Genomic DNA, 18,846 nt, shown 5'->3' on the forward strand with positions numbered 1-18,846 from the left:
TTCGACATAAGAACAAGAGTTCGTATAATGAATTCTAGGAGATTTTGATCACCATGGCAAACGCTGCATCCACGTCCAGTACCGGCCCGAAGCCCGGAGACGCCTACGTCCAGTCGTTTGCGCGCGGGCTGGAGGTTATACGCTCGTTCAGCACTGAAGCACCGCGGCAAACACTGACTGAAGTGGCCGGTCGCAGTGGCTTGAGCCGTGCGGGCGCGCGCCGCATTTTGCTGACGCTGGAGACGCTAGGCTACGTGCACAACGACGGCAAGCTGTTCAGCCTCACGCCGCGCATCCTGGATCTGGGCTTTGCCTATCTGTCCTCCATGCCGATCTGGAACCTGGCTGAGCCGGTGATGGAAGCGCTGGTCGCGGAGGTCAAGGAGTCGTGTTCGGCCGCGGCTCTGGACGGCACGGACATCGTCTACGTGCTGCGTGTGCCGACGCACAAGATCATGAGCATCAGCCTGGGCGTGGGCTCGCGCCTGCCGGCTTACTGCACGTCGATGGGGCGGATGCTGCTGTCGGCCCTGCCTGAGGCCGAAATCATGAAATGCCTGCAGGCCTCAGAGCTGACGGCACGCACCAAGTACACCGTGACCGATGTGAAGGAGCTCATGGCCAGGATCGCGCAGGCCCGCAAGCAGGGGTGGTCGCTGGTGAATCAGGAGCTGGAGGAAGGACTGGTGTCGATGGCCGCACCGATCACCAACCGCGCCGGCCAGACAGTGGCAGCGCTCAACATCAGTGGCCAGGCCAACCGCACCAGCGCCAAAGCCATGCAGGAAACGATGCTGCCGCAACTGCTGGCGGCGGCGCGGGCAATCTCGCGCATGCTTATATAGACCCACCCCTGTCCAAGCTCACTTCGTGTAGCTTGTTCTCCCCTCAAGGGGACGGCGCCTGCGGTCTGGCAAAGCCAGTCCCGCGGCCCCCGCTGGGGTGGGACAGAGCGTGGGACTATGACTTTTTAAAGCCAACGACCAGGACTACTGCGCCCAGCACGATGGCGCCCAGGCTGAGCCACTGGGGAATGTTGACGGACTCTTTTTCTTTCACGGTCAGCTGGATGGGGCCGAGCTTGGCGGCGGTCGTGTCTTTGGTGAAGCTGAAGCCGCCGGTGAAGAAACCGGCCAGGCCCAAAACGATCAGGATAATGCCTGTGATGCGTGCTGCGTTCATGTGAAATCTCCTCGCCGGGCTTGTGGGTCGTTATGAAGTAGCCTTGCCCCGGAACTGCGCCACTGTGATTCGTAATGTAGGCAGAGGTGCAAAAACTGTCTGTAGGACAGGGCCGGTGAGCCCCGTGGCCCGAACACTGATAAGCAAACCACCACGCCGGCGTTGGAAAACCTCTGCGTGATAACCTTTCACCATGTTCACTCCCTCGCAAGCCGACGTACGCCGGTTTTTCTGCTCTGTTTATGCCAAAGCCCTCGCCGGACAACCGATGGAGGCTATCGAAACCATAGCAAGTCAATGGATTGAAGAGCATCCCGAATACCATGCGGACTTTGCCGACGCCGACAGTGCGCTCGAAAAAATGTACGACGTGGAAGCGGGCAAGACCAACCCCTTTTTGCACCTGTCCATGCATTTGTCGATCAGCGAGCAATGCTCCATCGACCAGCCGCGCGGAATTCGCCAGGCCGTCGAGCTGCTGACGGCCAAACGCAACTCGCTGCACGATGCGCACCACGAAACCATGGACTGCCTGGGGCAGATGGTCTGGGAGAGCCAGCGCGCCGGACGCCCGCCCGATGGCGCGGCCTACATCGACTGCGTGCAGCGCAGGGCAACCAGAGATTGAGCCCCCACGCTTTTCACTTCGTGTAATGCGCAGCGGCCCCTGCTGGTGAAAACGCATACAGACCGGGCCCATAAAAAAAGCCGCTGATACAGCGGCTTTTTTGTTGAGCGAAAGATTCCGGTTCAGCGGAATTTTTTCTGCGGAATGGTCTTCAGGTCGCCGTCTACCGACGACAGGTAGTTGGCCAATTGCTTCAGCTCAACATTGGTGTACTGCTTGGCCATGCCGGACATGATGGCATTGCCGCGGCCAACCTTGGGGTTGTTTTCTGTCTTGTAGGCCTTGAGCGCCACGAACAGGTAGTCAGCATGCTGACCACCAATCTTGGGATAGGCCGGATCAATCGGTTTGCTGAAGTTGGCGCCGTGGCAAGACGCGCAGTTGGCCTTGTTCAACAGGGCCTGGACTTCCGCGCTTGGCTCTTTGGCCGGCTTGGCCGGCAGCTCTGCGGCGCCGGCCACCACACCGTCAGCACTGTAGTGCGCGGCGAGGTCGGCGATGTCCTGGTCGGTCAGCGAATCGGCAATGGCGCGCATGGTGGGATGTTTGCGGTCGCCTTTTTTGTATTCATTGAGCGCGGCGACGATGTATTTGGCGCCCTGGCCTGAAATCATCGGGACCTTGTAAACCTCGGGGAAAGAGGCTTGGTAGCCCTTGATGCCGTGGCAGCCGATGCACATGGCATTCTTGGTTTCGCCGGCTTTGGCATCGCCCTTGATCTCCTGGGCAAGGCTTGCAACCGTCACGCAAGAGACAGTTACGGCGAATATCGTGGTGAACAGCTTATTCATTTTGCGCGCACAATCAGGTGGGAATTCATCGTATAAAACAACCTTGGATTATATCTGGGCCTGCCGAGACCGGGCACCCCTTGCCGGCAACCCGCGCAAACGCCCTTTCAATTTTCACTTCCTCCCCCCAAGAACATGAAATTTCTAGGTTCCAAGAACTACGTCGCCACCCAGGATCTGATGCTGGCCGTGAATGCCGCCGCCGCCCTGAAAAAACCGCTGCTCGTCAAGGGCGAGCCGGGTACCGGCAAGACCATGCTGGCCGAGGAAGTGGCCGAAGCGCTCAACTTGCCGCTGTTGCAATGGCACATCAAGTCCACCACCAAGGCGCAGCAGGGCCTGTATGAATACGACGCGGTGTCGCGTCTGCGCGACTCGCAATTGTCGACCGTGGACGGTGGCGAAAAGGTCAAGGACATCCACAACTACATCGTCAAGGGTGTGCTGTGGCAGGCCTTTACCTCGGAAACGCCGGTCGCGCTGCTGATCGACGAGATCGACAAGGCCGACATCGAGTTCCCGAACGACCTGCTGCGTGAAATTGACCGCATGGAGTTCTATGTGTATGAAACGCGTGAGCTCATCAAGGCCAAGCACCGGCCGCTGGTGTTCATCACCTCCAACAACGAAAAAGAGCTGCCCGACGCGTTTTTGCGCCGCTGCTTCTTCCACTACATCAAATTCCCCGACGCCGACACCATGAAGCAGATCGTGGACGTGCACTTCCCCGACCTGAAGAAAGAGTTGCTGACCGCAGCCATGAAGACCTTCTACGACGTGCGCAACCTGCCTGGCCTGAAGAAGAAACCGTCGACCTCAGAGTTGCTGGACTGGCTCAAACTGCTGGTCGCCGAAGACATCCCGCTGGACGCCCTGCAAAGCAAGGACGACAAGGTCGCCGTGCCGCCGCTGGTGGGCGCATTGCTCAAGAACGAGCAGGACGTGACCCTGTTCGAGAAGCTGGTTTTCATGCAGCGCAACAATCGCTGAACAACATGTACATCACAGAACCTATTGCGGAATTGCAGCTGATCAAGGTGCAGTACGGTGACATACAGGTAACTGTGAAAAATCAACAATCTTTTCGGCTAGCCCTCACAGTCCTTGATGAACTAGATCCGCAGACCCTGCAGCCAATCCGCAAAATTATTGTCGCCAGTTAGAGCTAACTCATATGAACCAAAAATCACTGCTGATCGAAGGCCTGTCGGACGCGGTCGGCTTTGTCGGCGGCGCGCTTCTCGGCTTTTGGGCCGGCCATCTGCTCGGCTTCGACATTTTTGAAGCCGGCTACGGCAACGGCGCCATCGCGGGCATCGTGCTGGTGGGCCTGGGCGGCGGCCTGGGGCTGCAAGTGGCCCGACGCTGGAGGAACCGGCAAAAACCCGAAGGAGAGAAGTAAGCATGGCGTTTGTCGAACCCGTGACCCTGGAATCGCGCGGCGTGCGCCTCGTACCGCTGACGCTGGCGCACGAAGCAGGCCTCAAGGCCGCGGCCGCCGATGGCGAACTCTGGAAGCTGCGCATCACCTCGGTGCCCGAGCCTCACGAAACGCGCGGCTATATTGAAACCGCGCTGGCCACCAACAATCGCCTGGCCTTTGCAGTCACGGACGCCGCCTCTGGCGAAGTACAGGGCTCCACCAGTTACCACGACATCGTGCCCAACCTCAAACGCGTCGAGATTGGTTACACCTGGTACGCCGCGCGCTGCCAGCGCACCCATGTCAACACCACCTGCAAGCTGCTGATGCTGAGCCACGCCTTCGACACGCTGGGCTGCAATATCGTGGGCTGGCGCACCGACAACTTCAACCACGCTTCGCAGCGCGCCATCGAGCGCCTGGGCGCCCGCAAAGACGGCGTGCTGCGCGGCCATGCATTGCGCCGCGACGGCACGATCCGCGACACCGTGATGTATAGCCTGGCCGCAGGCGAATGGCCCGAAGTGAAAGCACAGTTGCTCTATCTTCTGGATAAGCCACGAGCCTGAAGCGCTTGCCGCCAAGGAGTTTCCATGCTGATCGATTTCTTCTACACCCTGCGCTCGGCCAAGCTGCCGGTCTCCGTCAAGGAATACCTGATGCTGCTCGAAGCACTGCAGGCAGGCGTCGTCGGCCCAAACAGCGACAAGCTCGAAGCGCACGAGGGCGAAGGCGCCTGGAAGATCGATGACTTCTATTACCTCAGCCGCACGGTGCTGGTGAAAGACGAAAAAAACTACGACAAATTCGACCGCGCCTTTGCCGCCTACTTCAAAGGCGTGGAAATGCTGGCCGACTTCACCAAAGACATCCCGCTCGAATGGCTGCGCAAAAACCTCGAGCTGGAACTCAGCCCCGAAGAAAAAGCCAAGATTGAGAAGATGGGCTGGGACGAACTCATGGAAACGCTCAAAAAGCGTTTTGAAGAGCAGAAAGAGCGCCACGAAGGCGGCAGCAAATGGATAGGCACGGGCGGCACATCGCCCTTTGGCGCGAACGGCTTCAACCCGCAAGGCATACGCATTGGCCAGGAGAAAAGCCGCAACAAAAGCGCCGTGAAAGTCTGGGACCAGCGCGCCTACAAGGACTACGACGACACCCAGGAGCTCGGCACGCGCAACATCAAGGTCGCGCTGCGCCGCTTGCGCAAGTTCGCACGCCAAGGCAATGTCGAAGAACTGGACCTGGACGACACCATACGTTCCACGGCGGCCAATGCCGGCTGGCTGGACATCAAGATGGTGCCCGAGCGTCACAACAATGTGAAGGTGCTGCTGCTGATGGACGTGGGCGGCACCATGGACGAGCACATCCATCGCGTCGAGGAAATGTTCTCTGCCGTGAAGGCCGAGTTCAAGCACCTCGAGTTTTATTACTTCCACAACTGCGTCTACGACTTCATGTGGAAGAACAACCGCCGCCGCTTCAGCGAGAAATTCCCGACCTGGGACATCATCCGCAAGTACAACAAGGATTACAAACTCATCTTCGTCGGCGATGCGACCATGAGCCCCTACGAAATCCTGCAGCCGGGTGGCAGCGTGGAATACAACAACGAAGAAGCCGGCGCCGAATGGATGCAGCGCCTGACCAACGCCTTCCCCAAATTCGCCTGGATCAACCCCGAACCGCAGGGTGTCTGGCAATACCGTCAGAGCATCAGCGTGATCCAGCAACTGGTTAACCAGCGCATGTACCCGCTGACCATCAAGGGCCTGGAAGAAGCCATGCGAATGCTCTCGAAGTAGCGTTCGCCTCCTACGCCTGAGCGCTGGGGCGCTCAAGTAAACTGCCTTCGTGACCCATCCAAGTACCCACAGTACCCACTGCGCACGGACGGCCACCCCGGCAGGATTGCCGACCAGCGCCGGCTTCATCCCTGCTTTCGCCCTCTCTGCGATATTTTTGGCGCCTTTGGCCGCCGCGCAAACGGCTGCGCCTGCGCAGTCCGGCAACACAGCGACACTGCCTTCCGGCGTCACACAAACCGCGCCAGCCCCACCTCCGCCCCCTCAGAAAGTCACGCCTGAGCCCACACCGCAGGGCTCTACCGGCCCAACCAGCGCTCAGCCTGAAGTTACGGCCTTTGACATCGCGGTGCGCGCGCCGCAGCCCATCAAGGAGCTGCTCGAAAGACACCTTGAGTTGCAACGCTACCGCGCTGTGACCGACCTGGACGAGGCCGAACTGGCCCGCCTGATCGTGCTGGCCGAGCGCAATGTGCGCAACCTGGTGGGCACGCTGGGTTATTTCAGCCCGACCATCGCCATTACGCGAGAAGGCGGCACCGCCGCGGGGTCAGGCCAGCGGCCGACCATTGTGGTCGCGGTGGAGCCGGGTCAGGCTACAACGGTCGGGCCGGTGGCAATCGACTTTGCAGGCGATATTGCCGAATCCCCCGACCCGGATGCGCAGGCCCAGCGCGCGGAAATCCAGCGCGACTGGCGTCTGCCCACGGGCCAACGCTTTACGCAGGACGCCTGGGACAGCGCCAAGACACAGGCCCTGCGCGACCTGGTTGCCCGCCGCTACCCGGCCGGCAAGCTGGCAGGCAGCCTGGCCGATGTGGACGCACCGGAGCACAGCGCAGCCCTGAGCCTCAAGCTCGACTCCGGCCCCCTCTACCGCCTGGGCCCCATGCAGGTCACAGGTGTCGAGCGCTACGACCCGGTGCTGGTGCCGCGCCTGGCACGCCTCAATGCCGGCGCCATGTACGACCAGAAGCAGCTGACCGAAGCGCAGCAGCGGCTGGCTTCCAGCGGTTATTTCGATTCGGCTTATATCTTTGTCGATCCCGAAAGCGATCCGCAGGCAGCGCCCGTCCAGGTACAGGTGCGCGAAGCCAAACTGCAGAAGGTCATTCTGGGCGTGGGCGTTACCACCGACAGCGGGCCGCGCGCCTCGATTGAGCACACACACCTGCGCGTGCCGGGCACCAATTGGCGCGCCGTCACCAAACTGCAACTCGAAAAGAAATCACCTTTCGCCCAGACCGAATGGACCTCGATTCCCGATGAGGCCAGCTGGCGCTGGGTGGCCCTGGCGCGCACCGAACGTGTCGACGACAACGAGCTCGTCACCCGCTCCGGGCGCCTGCGCTTTGGCCGCACGCAGGCCGGCGAACGCATAGACCGCAACATCTATTTGCAATACGACAGGGCGAGCGTGAGCGGCAGCGGCCAGATCAACAGCTCCGCCGCCGATATCGGCGACGGCTCGGCCCTGACCGCCAACTATGTCTGGACGGGTCGCTACTTCGACAGCCTGCCATTCCCGAGCAAGGGCTACGGCCTGGGCTTTGAACTCGGCGCCGGCAGCACCATGGGGTCGCAGCACCTGCCTCTCACCCGCGCCGTGGGCCGCTGGCTCGGCATTGTGCCGCTGGAGCGGGGCCGCATCGCCATGCGCGCCGAGGGCGGCGCCGTGCTGGCCAAAGACTCGGCGCGCATTCCCGGCACCTTGCTGTTCCGAACGGGCGGCGACACCACCGTCCGCGGCTACGGCTATCGTGACATCGGCATCAAACTGGACAACGGTGTGACTGGGCCGGGCCGCTACATGGCGGTGGGCAGCGTGGAATACCAGCGCCCGATGCTGCGCGACGGCCGGCCCAGCGAATGGGAGAACACTTTCTTCATCGATGCAGGCGCCGTGGCAGACAACCCCAAAGACATGAAACCTTCCGTCGGCATCGGCACCGGCGTGCGCTGGAAAAGCCCTATCGGGCCGCTGCAGATTGACCTGGCCTATGGTGTGAAAGTCAAACAGCTGCGCCTGCACGTCAGCGTGGGATTTGTTTTCTGATGGACACGCCGAAGACCTCGATTCCTCCAGCCGCACCGGGGCCTGCACGCCCACCACGGCGCTGGCTGCGCGTCACAGCCTGGACCGCAGGCAGCGTGGTGGTGCTGGCTATCGGCGTCACTGCAGGCGCCTGGTGGTGGGCCGGCACCGACGGCTCACTGGCCACCGCATTGAACTGGATCGCTCGAACCCAGCCGCTGAGCGCCGAACGCGTGACAGGCTCGTTACGCGCGGGCGGGCATGTTGACCAACTGGTGTGGCAGCAAGATGGCTTGCGTGTGGATGTGAGAGATGTCACCCTCGCCTGGCAACCGTGGTCGCTGCTGCACGGCACGCTGGAGGTCAACCGGCTGGCTGCAGCCAGCGTGCAGGTCAACGATCAACGCTCGCCCTCGACCACGCCGTCGGTGCCGCCTTCAGCGCTGGGCTTGCCGCTGCCGGTGGTGCTTGACGGGTTTTCCATCGGGCAGTTTCAATGGACGGGCGGCGCGGCGTTTTCAGCCTCCGCCATCACTGGAAACTATGCGTTCAAGGGCATAGACCACCAGCTGGAATTGCTCAGCGCGCAGGTAGCGCACGGCCGCTACAACGGGCGCGCGACCTTATCGTCACACAGCCCGTTGAAGCTTGATGCCAGTCTGGCAGGCGCACTGGACACGCAGATTCCCGGCACAAAAGCGCCCGTGCCGCTGGCTTTCAAAGCCACGGCCCACGGCCCCCTCACCGAACTGCTGGTGAAGGCCGAGCTGCAAGTGAGCGCTCAGCCTTCCGCCACATCACCCCGCAAAAACCAGCGGCAACCACAGGCAACTGCAACAGCACGCGTGATGCCCTGGGCTCCACAACCCCTGCCGCAAGCTGATGCGGATTTTCGTGACCTGGATGTAGCAGCCTTCTGGCCCGAAGGCCCACAAACCTTGCTGACGGGCAGCGCCAACGTGCGGCCTGCAGCCTCTGCAAGTTCACCGGCAAGCGCTTCATCGACATCCGCCTGGCAGTTGCAACTGCAACTGGCCAATTCCCTGCCTGGCCCCTGGGACCAGCACAAGCTGCCCCTGGATCGGCTGGAAATCCAAGGCGAGTGGCGTAGCGGCATGGCCATGGTGCGCACGCTCAAGGCTCAGTTGGGCGGCGGCGAGCTGCTGGCCAGCGGCGAGTGGGCTGATGCGCCCACCACATCCCTTGCAGCACCCGCGTGGAAGCTGCGGGCAACGCTCCAACACGTCAACCCGGCCCTCTTGCACAGCCAACTGGCGCCGCTGCCGCTGGACGGCAAAGCCGACATCCGCAGCCAGGGCCCGGTCATAAGCTTTGACGCAAACGTGCAGGCAGCACGCAATGACGCCAGCGCCAGGAACAATCCGCTGGGCCAGCTGCGCCTGCGCGATGCCAGTGCCACCGGCAGCTGGAATGCCGAACAGGCCGGCGGCACGCTGGTGCTGTCGGCTCTGCGCGTACGCACCGACGACGCCGAGCTGGCAGGTCAGCTTGAGGCCCAACCCAGCGCAAAAGGCGGCAAGGGAAAACTCACACTGACAGCCCCCGGACTGGACGCTCAACTGCAAGGGGAACTGCGGCAAACCAGCGGCAAAGGCGACGTGAGCCTGCGCGGCCGCGACATGGCGCAAGCCCTGCGCTGGCTGCAAAAACTCCCGGGCCTGCCCGCATCATTGAAGAGCGCATCGGCGAGCGGCAGCGCCGAACTGCAAGCCAGCTGGCAAGGTGGCTGGCAAGATCCGGCCTTGCAGGCACGGCTGGACCTGCCTTCACTTGACTGGCGCATGGCAACGCCTGCGCCCGCCGCTGCGACAACTTCCAGCACAGCAGGAACAGCACCAGTCGCTACCGCAGAGGCCCTGAAAATCCGCGCCTTCCAGGCCACGCTTTCCGGCCGCCTGAGCCAGGCACAGCTGGCCACGCAAGGCCGCATGGAAGCAGGCCAGCGCCGCTACACCCTGCAGCTGGCGGCAGAAGGCGGGCGACTCAACAACGGCGCCGCACGCAACGCCCCGCTCGCTGAATCCGCGTGGCAAGGCCTGGTCAAGCAGCTCAGTGTGAGTGTGGAAGACCCCACGCTGGGCAAGGGGGCCTGGCAGCTCAAGACCCGCAGCACCGTGCCGCTCAAGTGGACGCCCGCGCGCAATGGTGACCTGTTTGAAAGCGGCGCGGGAGAAGCCCTTCTGGTCGCGCCGCCTTCGGGCGCATCCACCAGTGCCCCTTCGCAGGCCACGCTGGCGTGGCAACCGGTTCGCTGGCGGCCGGGCCGTGAACTCGTCACCGCCGGCAAGCTCAGCGGCCTGCCGCTGGCCTGGATAGAACTGCTGGCCGGCCCGCAAATGGCCGGCGCAGGCCTGGGCGGCACCCTGCTGCTGGATGGCGACTGGGACGCCACGCTGGGTGACACGCTGCGCCTGAAAGTCAGCCTCGCACGCAGCAGCGGCGACATCACCGTGCAAGCCGAAACCGTGCAAGGCATGGCGGCGCGCGTGGCGGCCGGCGTGAAGGAAGCGCGCCTCTCGCTGCAAAGCGAAGGCGAGGCCGTCACGCTGGCGCTGCGCTGGGACAGCGAACGCGCGGGCACGGCAGACGGCCAGCTCAGGACCCGTTTGGCCCGCGCGCCAGCCACCGCCGGCGGCGGCTGGCTCTGGCCGGCCGATGCACCGCTGGCCGGCCAGCTGCGCGCCCAGCTGCCGCGCATCGGCGTGTGGTCAGTGCTGGCGCCGCCGGGCTGGCGGCTGCGCGGCTCGCTGGGCGCTGACGTCGCGATCAGCGGCACCCGCGCCGCGCCGCAACTGGCCGGCGACCTGCAGGCCAACGACCTCGCCCTGCGCTCGGTGGTAGACGGCATCGAATTCGGCAACGGCCGCCTGCGCGCCAAACTCGACGGCACGCGCATGCGCATCAACGAGTTCACGCTGCAGGGCGCGGGCGACAAGGGCACGGGCGGCGTTCTCACGGCCCAGGGCGAAGCCGGCTGGGTGGAGGGCAAGCCGCAGGTGCAGCTCACGGCCAGGCTCGAAAGCTTGCGGGCCAGCATCCGTACCGACCGGCAACTGACGGTATCGGGCGAGGTGCAGGCCGGCCTCAAGGGACAACAAACTGAACTCACCGGCAAGCTGGTGATCGACCAGGCCCGCATCATCCTGCCCGACGAAGGTACGCCGCAACTCGGCGACGACGTGGTGGTGCGCACCACCCGCGGCGCGGCGGCGGGCCAAAAGGCACCCGCGCAGACCAGCGACGAAATCGCCGACCGCGACGCGCGCCCCGTCAAACTGGCGGTGGAGCTTGACCTGGGCCGCGACTTCCGCATCCAGGGCAAGGGCATAGACACGCGTGTGCGCGGCACGCTGGCCCTGAGCGGTGAAACGCTGCGCGAGCCCCGGCTCAACGGCACCATCAACACGGCAGGCGGCCAGTACCGCGCCTACGGCCAGCGCCTGGATGTGGAGCAAGGCATGCTGCGCTTTACCGGCGCCATCGACAACCCTTCGCTCGATATCCTGGCGATTCGCCCCAACCTCACGCAGCGCGTGGGCGTGCAAATTACCGGCACCGCCCTGCTGCCGCGCGTGCGCCTGTACGCGCAACCCGAGCTGCCCGACGCCGAAAAACTCTCGTGGCTGGTGGTGGGCCGCTCGTCGGCTTCAGGCGGAGCCGAAGCCGCGCTACTGCAGCAGGCCGCCCTGGCCCTGCTGGGTAGCAAAGGCGGCGGCATGTCGGGCGGCCTGGCTGCCTCGCTGGGACTGGACGAGCTGTCCTACCGCGGCGCATCCAGCAACACGGACGGCACCACGACAGAAGGCGCCGTCACGCTGGGCAAGCGCTTTTCGCGCAATTTCTACGCCGCCTATGAGCGCACCGTGACCGGCGCACTGGGCACGCTCTACGTGTTTTACGACCTCTCGCAACGCTTCACCGTGCGCGCCCAGGCCGGCCAGCAAAGCGCGGTGGACCTGATCTTCACCGTGCCTTACGACTGAGGTGATTCCTGAGGGCGAGGCCGGCTTTCGCCACCGAATACAATTGCAGCTTCTCCAAGAGAAGTGCCGCCATAGTTCAATGGATAGAACGAGTGCCTCCTAAGCGCTAGATACAGGTTCGATTCCTGTTGGTGGTACCACATACTCCTGTTTTAATAGCTGCTTGCGCCCGTCACTATTGGCCCGGAACGCTATTTCGCACATAAAAGTGCAACTGGCGACCTTTGACCTTTCAACGCCATAGTTCGCGCATGGCCTGGCTGAAGTTTTCTGCGAGCTGCCGCCTTTTCTCTGCACCTGGCCCGCTGGCCAGTACACGCTCCCCGGCTACAAATACCTCGCCAACCACTCCGCCTGGGCTCGAAAACACCAGCGCATCCAGCAGATGGTGAACCGGCACACCCAGCAACGCGGGCGAACCGGGATCCAGCGTCATGAAGTCCGCCCGATGCCCGGGCGCGAAACCACCCTGCATCCGGCCAGTTGCGGGGAAACCGCCCACCAGTGCGGATTCGAACAAGCCAGCCGCGCTGCTCTCGTGGCCCAGGATGCGGGCGGCGATGTTGCGCTGACGCAGCGTGAGGCGTTGCGAATATTCCAGCAGGCGCAGCTCTTCAGGCCAGCTGCGGGTGACGTGGCTGTCGGAGCCTATGGACCACTTGCCGCCTGCGGCTGCGTAGGCCGGCAAATCAAACACGCCGTCGCCCAGATTTGCTTCAGTTGCGGGGCAAATCACAATGGAGGCGCCTTTGCCCTGCACGCCTTGCAACTCGGCCGGTGTCGAGTGAGTGGCGTGCACCAGGTTCCAGCGGGCATCGACATCGGCGTTGTTGAGTAGCCATTCAATCGGGCGCTGGCCGGTGTGCGCCAGGCAGTCATCGACTTCCTGCGTCTGCTCAGCGATGTGGATGTGTACCGGCAGGCCGGCTGCTTTGGCTGCGCCTGTGAGCTCATGCAGCGCAGCCGGGCTGGCCGCGCGTAATGAATGCACGGCCACACCAGTATTGATGCGCGCGTCGCCCTTTGTCTGGCGCTGGATGTCTTCGACCATGCGCATGACGCTCTCGGGCGTCGATGAAAAACGGCGCTGGTCTTCCCGCAAACCCGTTGCCTTGAAGCCCGAGCGCATGTAGAGCGTGGGCAGCAAGGTGAGGCCAATACCCGTGCGCTGCGCGGCGCGCACAAGCGCCAGCGACATTTCTATCGGGTTGGCATAGGGCGCGCCGCTGATGTCGTTATGCAGGTAGTGGAAGTCACAGACCTGGGTATAGCCGCCGGCCAGCAGCTCGGCATAGAGCTGGCTTGCAATCGCTTCGAGCTGTTCGGGCGTGATGCGGTTGGCCGCGGTGTACATGCGGTCGCGCCAGCTCCAGAAATCGTCGGATGCATGGGCGCCCTCGCTGCGCCGCTCCGTCAGGCCCGCCATCGCGCGCTGAAAGGCATGGCTGTGCGCATTGACCAAACCAGGCAGGATCGGGCCAGGCAGACGCGTGGCGCCTTCTTGCTGCTGCGCCGTGGCGCCGGGCTCCACACTTTGCCAGGTGCCGTTGCCGGCGACCGTCAGCAGTACGTCTTTGGCCCATGCACCCTGCACCCAGGCCGCTTCGGTGAAAAACCGGCTTGCTTCACTTTTCATAGCAGCACACGCAAGCCAGCAGGGCGCTGAAGACCATTTTCTCTAACAAAGGCTGAACTTTCGATGCCAGCATTTCGTCGTACGCGTAGGGAGGCGCTTCCTGCATATAGAGGCTCTGGCACATCTCAAGCTGCACGGCATGCACATCGCTGTCCGGCTGGCCGTAGTGGCGCGTGATGTAGCCCCCCTTGAAGCGGCCGTTAACGGCGGTGGTGATATGGGGCGCGGCGGCGCAGGCCTGTACCACTGCAGCGGTGATGGTTTCATTCGCACTCGCACCGCTGGCCGTGCCGATGTTGAGATCGGGCAGCTTGCCTTCAAAGAGCCAGGGAATTTGCGAACGGATGCTGTGCGCATCCCACAACAAGGCAAAGCCGTGCTGGGCTTTCAGCCGCGCCAGCTCACCGGCCAGTGCCGAATGGTAGGGCTGCCAGTAGGCCTCGCGACGGCGCGCGCGTTCTTCGGGTGCGGGCTCGTGGCCTGCTTTGTAAAGCGGCGCGCCACTGAAAAAGTGCGTGGGGCACAGCTCGGTGTTGGATGCACCGGGGTACATGGGCACATCGTCGGGCGGGCGGTTCAGGTCAATCACATAACGCGAATAGTGCGGCCGCAATACGCTGGCGCCCAGCGCCGGCAAAAAGTTGTAGAGCAGATGCAAATGCCAGTCGGTGTCCTCGACCCGGAGGGCTTCATCGGTGTAGCCGCCCTTGAGTTCGGCCGGTATCTCGGTGCCGATGTGCGGCATGCTGACCAGCAGCGGAACCGTACCCTGGTGCAATGTAAAAACTTCGCTCGAGCGTTCGTTCATAAGACCTGGCCCTTGAAAACTGTTTGAAAGCGCGGGTTCGCGCCAAAGGCGTAGCTCAGCTCCGCCGGCCGCTCAACACCCCACAGCACAAAATCAGCCCGCATGCCGGCGGCCAGCACGCCCCGGTCGCGCAGACCTAGCGCAGCGGCGGCATGGCGCGTGACGCCGGCCAGCGCTTCTTCAGGCGTCAGGCGGAACAGCGTGCACGCCATGTTGAGCATCAGCAGCAAAGAGGTGCAGGGCGAGCTGCCCGGGTTGCAGTCGGTAGAAATCGCCATCGCCACGCCGTGCTCGCGCAGCAAGGCCATAGGCGGCAACTTCGTTTCACGCAAGAAATAAAACGCACCGGGCAACAGCACCGCCACGGAACCGGCGGCCGCCATCGCCTGCGCGCCCTCAGCCGACAACCACTCCAGGTGGTCGCAGCTGAGCGCGCCATAGCGCGCCGCGAGCTGCGCGCCACCACTGTCGCTGAGCTGCTCGGCATGCAGCTTGACAGGAACGCCCAGGGCCTTGGCCGCGGCAAAAACCCGCTCGGTCTGCGCGGGGCTGAAAGCAATGCGCTCGCAAAACGCGTCGACCGCATCAACCAGTCCTTCGGCGTGCAGCGCCGGCAGCATTTCCAGTACGGCATCAACATAGGCGTCAGTGCGCCCGGCGAATTCAGCCGGCACCGCATGGGCACCCAAAAAAGTGGTGCGAATATCCACCGCATGGGTTTTCCCCAGCGCGCGCGCCACCGACAGCGTCTTGCGTTCATGCTCCAGCGCCAGGCCATAGCCGGACTTGATCTCGAGTGTGGTCACGCCTTCGGCAATCAATCGTTGAAGCCTGGCCGCACTCTGCGCTTGAAGTTGCTGCGTGCTGGCGGAGCGAGTCGCCTTCACGGTCGAGGCGACGCCGCCACCGGCAAGGGCAATCTCTTCATAGGTCGCGCCGTTCAAGCGCAACTCGAATTCGTGGGCGCGGTCGCCACCGTAGACAAGATGGGTGTGGCAATCGATGAGACCGGGAGTGACCAATGCACCGCCGGCGTCATGCTGCGTTGTGCAGCGAGCGAAAAGGTCTGCAGGCACATCAGCACGTGGGCCCACCCACACGATGGATTCGCCCTCCACCACCAGCGCAGCATCTTCAATCAACCCATAAGGCTGTGCGGCGCCGGCTTGCAGCGTGGCCGCGCGGCAGTTGGTCCAGAGTTGCAGGCTCATGCGGGTATCTCCATCCAGAGGGCTTGCTCTGCAGCGATGCGAACCGCAGCGCTACCCGTTACCGTGCGCCAGGCCAGCGCCGCTGGTTCCAGCTGCAAAACTTCTTCATCAAATAACACTGTAGCGCTTGATCCGTATGCGTACACAGCTATCGTTTTCATAGCATGCAGGGTTTCTGAAAAACGTCCTGCCACGCGAACCATGCGGGAAGGCGCGTTGCCCCGGCGCACCATCAGGTTGAAATCGCGCGTCTTGCCGTCAATCAAGCCGCAACCGGTTTCCGCAGCGCCATCAAAAAAGAGCGGCGCGTCGCTGGCTGTTACGCGGTGCGGCACACCCGCTACGTCCAGGTGAACCCCCGCGCCTTCAAGCACCGCGAACCAGCGCTCGATGCCTTCGAACTTCGAAAACGGTCCGCTCTTGTCCACATCCGCCACCGACATGCGCCACGCCCAGTCACCCGCATCTGGCCACATGGCCAGCTCACGCGTGACGCCACCGCCATTGCGCCACGGCGTCGCGGGGATGTCGACCAGCCGCACGATGTTCCAGCTCATTGAGGAAACCTCCGCGCCACAGCGCTGGGGTATGAGCCCATGGGACAGCCCGGCGGGCTCATGCCTGAAACTTCCCGGCAAAACTGTAACGAGAGCCTGGGTACACCAGGCGCGCCACACTGGCGATGTTGCTGCCGCTCACGGTGCGCCGCATCATGGCGAGGCACGCCTCTGCGGGCTTGATGTCCAGGTGTTTGGCCTCCAACGCCGAGGGCAGGCAGGCCTCAATGGAATAGCTGGCCTCGGTGAGCGGCGCCTGCTCGAGCAAATGGTGGGTGGGTGTGGTCTGGGTGAAGTCGGTCTTTAAATAATCAGGTGCCGCCGCCGGGTTCACATATCGGTCTTCATACTGAATCGGCACGCCGTTCTCCAGGTGAATCAATATCGTGTGAAACACCCGCCCGCCCGGCCGCAAGCCCAGGGTGCGCGCCAGGTCGGCGCTGGCTTTTTCAGATTCAGCGAGCAGCACGCGCGAAGTGTGTACGTGCCCCCGTTCCACCACTTCCTCATGAATGTCACGAATGGTCAGTGTGGAGGAAATGCGGTGCAGCTCCGCCACAAAAGTGCCGGAGCCCTGGATGCGCGTAACCATGCCCTCGCCCATCAACTCGCGCAGCGCCCGGTTGACCGTCATGCGGCTCACGCCGAACTGCTCCATGAGCACGGCTTCGCTGGGCACCGGGTCGCCGGGCTTCCAGGTGCCGGCACTGATGCGTTTTTTGATGAATGCCTTGACCTGACCGTAGGCAGGCAGTGGTGTGGTGGCCATGGTTCAGCGGAGTGCTCGCGTGTGTAAAAAATCATTGTCACCGCAAAAGTCCCGACCTTTCATCGGCCGGTCAGGGTTGCCGGCCCGGCTTTTGCGCACAAACCATAGATTACCGCAGTTGACACAAGTTGTATAGACAACTACGATTTATCCTGTCGCCGGTTGATTCCTTTTTTCTGGTGCTGTGAAATTCCCCTGTTATCCCGTCTTCTCCGGAGCAGTCTCATGTCCGATCTTTCCCAAACCCCTTTTCTGGATAGCAAGGCCCGCCCCGTGCGCGCGCCCCGCGGCAGCACCCTTACCTGCGCCAACTGGCAAATCGAGGCGGCCTACCGCATGATCCAGAACAACCTGGACCCGGAAGTCGCCGAAAACCCTGACGAGCTCGTGGTGTACGGCGGCATTGGCAAGGCAGCCCGCAACTGGCCGGCCTTTGACGCCATCCTTGATTCCCTGCGCAAACTCAAAGCCGACGAAACCCTGCTGGTGCAGTCGGGCAAGCCGGTCGGCGTGTTCCGCACCCACACGGGCGCGCCGCGCGTGCTGATCGCCAATTCCAACCTGGTACCCAAGTGGGCGACCTGGGAGCATTTCAACGAACTGGACCGCGCGGGCCTGATGATGTACGGCCAGATGACGGCCGGCAGCTGGATCTACATCGGCACCCAGGGCATCGTTCAGGGCACGTATGAAACTTTTGTGGAAGCCGGCCGCCAGCATTTCAACGGCGATCTCGCAGGCCGCTGGGTGCTGACCGCCGGCCTGGGCGGCATGGGCGGCGCGCAGCCGCTGGCCGCTACCTTTGCCGGCGCCTGCTCGCTCAACATCGAGTGCCAGCAGTCCAGCATCGACTTCCGGCTGCGCACGCGCTATGTCGACAAGCAGGCCAAAGACCTTGACGAAGCGCTGGAGATGATCAAGCACCACACCTCGCGCAAAGAAGCCGTCTCCATCGCCCTGTGCGGCAACGCGGCGGAGATCGTTCCGGAGCTGGTCAAGCGCGCCAAAGCCGGCGGCATACGCCCCGACATCGTCACTGACCAGACCTCTGCCCACGACATCATCAATGGCTACCTGCCCGCAGGCTGGTCGGTCGCGCAATGGCGCGCCGCGCAAAAAGACCCTGCCCAGCACGCCGCACTGACAAAAGCCGCTGGCGAATCCTGCGTGGCGCACGTCAAAGCCATGCTGGCCTTCCACGAAATGGGCATTCCCACGGTGGACTATGGCAACAACCTGCGTCAGGTCGCCAAGGATTTCGGCGTCGAAAACGCCTTTGACTACCCCGGCTTTGTGCCCGCCTACATTCGCCCGCTCTTTTGCCGCGGCGTCGGCCCCTTCCGCTGGGTGGCACTCTCAGGCGACCCGGAAGACATCCAAAAAACCGACGCGAAGATGAAAGAACTCTTTCCCAACAACAAGCACCTGCACCGCTGGCTGGACATGGCCGAAGAGCGCATCGCCTTCCAGGGCCTGCCGGCGCGCATCTGCTGGATAGGACTGGGCGAGCGTCACCTGGCAGGCCTGGCCTTTAACGAGATGGTGAAAAACGGTGAGCTCAAAGGCCCCATCGTGATCGGCCGCGACCACTTGGACAGCGGCTCCGTCGCCTCGCCCAACCGCGAGACCGAGGCCATGAAAGACGGCAGCGATGCCGTGAGCGACTGGCCGTTGCTGAACGCGCTGCTCAACACCGCCAGCGGCGCAACCTGGGTCAGCCTGCACCATGGCGGCGGCGTCGGCATGGGCTATTCGCAGCACTCGGGCGTGGTCATCGTGTGCGACGGCACTGCCGAGGCGTCGGAAAAGCTCGCGCGTGTGCTATTCAACGACCCGGCGACCGGCGTGATGCGCCATGCCGACGCGGGTTATGACATCGCGAAACAAAGCGCCACAGACAACGGGCTGAACCTGCCCATGATGGGACGCTGAAGCGTGGCGTTCCGCTCGAACCACGCGCCAGTATGGCCGGCGGCGCATAGCCGCCCCCTTTG

The 18,846-nt window shown here is 63.1% G+C and carries 17 protein-coding genes and 1 tRNA gene; 11 read left to right on the top strand and 7 right to left on the bottom strand.

The window, feature by feature from the left end:
• The first annotated feature begins 53 nt into the window (after positions 1–53).
• The gene (locus AC1DWQ_RS03085; protein ID WP_477668315.1) at positions 54–845 is read left to right on the top strand and encodes an IclR family transcriptional regulator; all 792 of its coding nucleotides are present in this window, start codon (positions 54–56) and stop codon (positions 843–845) included.
• Positions 846–960: 115 nt separating this feature from the next.
• Here AC1DWQ_RS03085 and AC1DWQ_RS03090 read toward each other — a convergent pair whose 3' ends face one another.
• Positions 961–1,182, bottom strand: coding sequence for a hypothetical protein (locus AC1DWQ_RS03090; RefSeq protein WP_457282237.1), 222 nt, complete (start codon positions 1,180–1,182; stop codon positions 961–963).
• 193 nt (positions 1,183–1,375) lie between these two features.
• On the opposite strand from AC1DWQ_RS03090, the gene AC1DWQ_RS03095 reads away from it, so the two are divergent.
• On the top strand, positions 1,376–1,810 hold the full coding sequence (locus AC1DWQ_RS03095; RefSeq protein ID WP_477668316.1) for a DUF1841 family protein: 435 nt from the start codon (positions 1,376–1,378) through the stop codon (positions 1,808–1,810).
• 122 nt (positions 1,811–1,932) lie between these two features.
• Here AC1DWQ_RS03095 and AC1DWQ_RS03100 read toward each other — a convergent pair whose 3' ends face one another.
• A complete protein-coding gene (locus AC1DWQ_RS03100) occupies positions 1,933–2,601 on the bottom strand; it encodes a c-type cytochrome (protein ID WP_477648343.1) in 669 nt (222 codons plus the stop codon).
• 135 nt (positions 2,602–2,736) lie between these two features.
• Here AC1DWQ_RS03100 and AC1DWQ_RS03105 point away from each other — a divergent pair, with 135 nt between their 5' ends.
• The 8 genes from AC1DWQ_RS03105 to AC1DWQ_RS03140 all read left to right on the top strand — a co-directional run bounded on the left by AC1DWQ_RS03105 (position 2,737) and on the right by AC1DWQ_RS03140 (position 12,011).
• Positions 2,737–3,591: an AAA family ATPase gene (locus tag AC1DWQ_RS03105; protein WP_457282248.1), complete on the top strand. Its 855-nt coding sequence runs from the start codon at positions 2,737–2,739 to the stop codon at positions 3,589–3,591.
• A gap of 5 nt (positions 3,592–3,596) precedes the next feature.
• Positions 3,597–3,764: a hypothetical protein gene (locus tag AC1DWQ_RS03110; protein WP_477668317.1), complete on the top strand. Its 168-nt coding sequence runs from the start codon at positions 3,597–3,599 to the stop codon at positions 3,762–3,764.
• An 11-nt stretch (positions 3,765–3,775) separates the two neighbouring features.
• The gene (locus AC1DWQ_RS03115; RefSeq protein ID WP_477668318.1) at positions 3,776–4,003 is read left to right on the top strand and encodes a hypothetical protein; all 228 of its coding nucleotides are present in this window, start codon (positions 3,776–3,778) and stop codon (positions 4,001–4,003) included.
• Between the two features lie 2 nt (positions 4,004–4,005).
• Positions 4,006–4,593, top strand: a complete 588-nt coding sequence (locus AC1DWQ_RS03120; RefSeq protein ID WP_477668319.1) for a GNAT family N-acetyltransferase — start codon at positions 4,006–4,008, stop codon at positions 4,591–4,593.
• Between the two features lie 24 nt (positions 4,594–4,617).
• The gene (locus AC1DWQ_RS03125; protein ID WP_477668320.1) at positions 4,618–5,832 is read left to right on the top strand and encodes a vWA domain-containing protein; all 1,215 of its coding nucleotides are present in this window, start codon (positions 4,618–4,620) and stop codon (positions 5,830–5,832) included.
• 49 nt (positions 5,833–5,881) lie between these two features.
• Positions 5,882–7,888, top strand: coding sequence for an autotransporter assembly complex protein TamA (locus AC1DWQ_RS03130; protein WP_477668321.1), 2,007 nt, complete (start codon positions 5,882–5,884; stop codon positions 7,886–7,888).
• Positions 7,888–11,871, top strand: a complete 3,984-nt coding sequence (locus AC1DWQ_RS03135) for a translocation/assembly module TamB domain-containing protein (protein ID WP_477668322.1) — start codon at positions 7,888–7,890, stop codon at positions 11,869–11,871. Before AC1DWQ_RS03130 ends, AC1DWQ_RS03135 begins: the two co-directional genes overlap by 1 nt.
• 65 nt (positions 11,872–11,936) lie before the next feature.
• Positions 11,937–12,011, top strand: a tRNA-Arg gene (locus AC1DWQ_RS03140).
• A 92-nt stretch (positions 12,012–12,103) separates the two neighbouring features.
• On the opposite strand, the gene AC1DWQ_RS03145 is transcribed toward AC1DWQ_RS03140, so the two are convergent.
• Genes AC1DWQ_RS03145 through hutC form a run of 5 tightly spaced genes read right to left on the bottom strand, consistent with a single transcriptional unit; the run spans position 12,104 to position 16,852 of the window.
• Complete coding sequence (locus tag AC1DWQ_RS03145) at positions 12,104–13,507, bottom strand: formimidoylglutamate deiminase (protein ID WP_477668323.1); 1,404 nt, start codon at positions 13,505–13,507, stop codon at positions 12,104–12,106.
• Positions 13,497–14,315 carry an N-formylglutamate deformylase gene (gene hutG, locus AC1DWQ_RS03150; protein ID WP_477668324.1) on the bottom strand — a complete coding sequence of 273 codons (819 nt, stop codon included), beginning with the start codon at positions 14,313–14,315 and terminating at the stop codon, positions 13,497–13,499. The genes AC1DWQ_RS03145 and hutG overlap by 11 nt, the downstream gene beginning before the upstream one ends.
• The gene (gene hutI / locus AC1DWQ_RS03155) at positions 14,312–15,526 is read right to left on the bottom strand and encodes an imidazolonepropionase (RefSeq protein ID WP_477668325.1); all 1,215 of its coding nucleotides are present in this window, start codon (positions 15,524–15,526) and stop codon (positions 14,312–14,314) included. Before hutI ends, hutG begins: the two co-directional genes overlap by 4 nt.
• Positions 15,523–16,083, bottom strand: coding sequence for a HutD/Ves family protein (locus AC1DWQ_RS03160; protein ID WP_477668326.1), 561 nt, complete (start codon positions 16,081–16,083; stop codon positions 15,523–15,525). The genes hutI and AC1DWQ_RS03160 overlap by 4 nt, the downstream gene beginning before the upstream one ends.
• Before the next feature lie 58 nt (positions 16,084–16,141).
• Positions 16,142–16,852, bottom strand: coding sequence for a histidine utilization repressor (gene hutC, locus AC1DWQ_RS03165; protein WP_477648331.1), 711 nt, complete (start codon positions 16,850–16,852; stop codon positions 16,142–16,144).
• Positions 16,853–17,077: 225 nt separating this feature from the next.
• Between hutC and hutU the strand changes: the two genes are divergently transcribed.
• Positions 17,078–18,784 (top strand): urocanate hydratase, encoded by a 1,707-nt coding sequence (gene hutU, locus AC1DWQ_RS03170; RefSeq protein WP_477668327.1) that lies wholly within the window; start codon positions 17,078–17,080, stop codon positions 18,782–18,784.
• Positions 18,785–18,846: the final 62 nt, after the last annotated feature.

Source organism: Polaromonas sp. P2_G11, assembly GCF_056403595.1.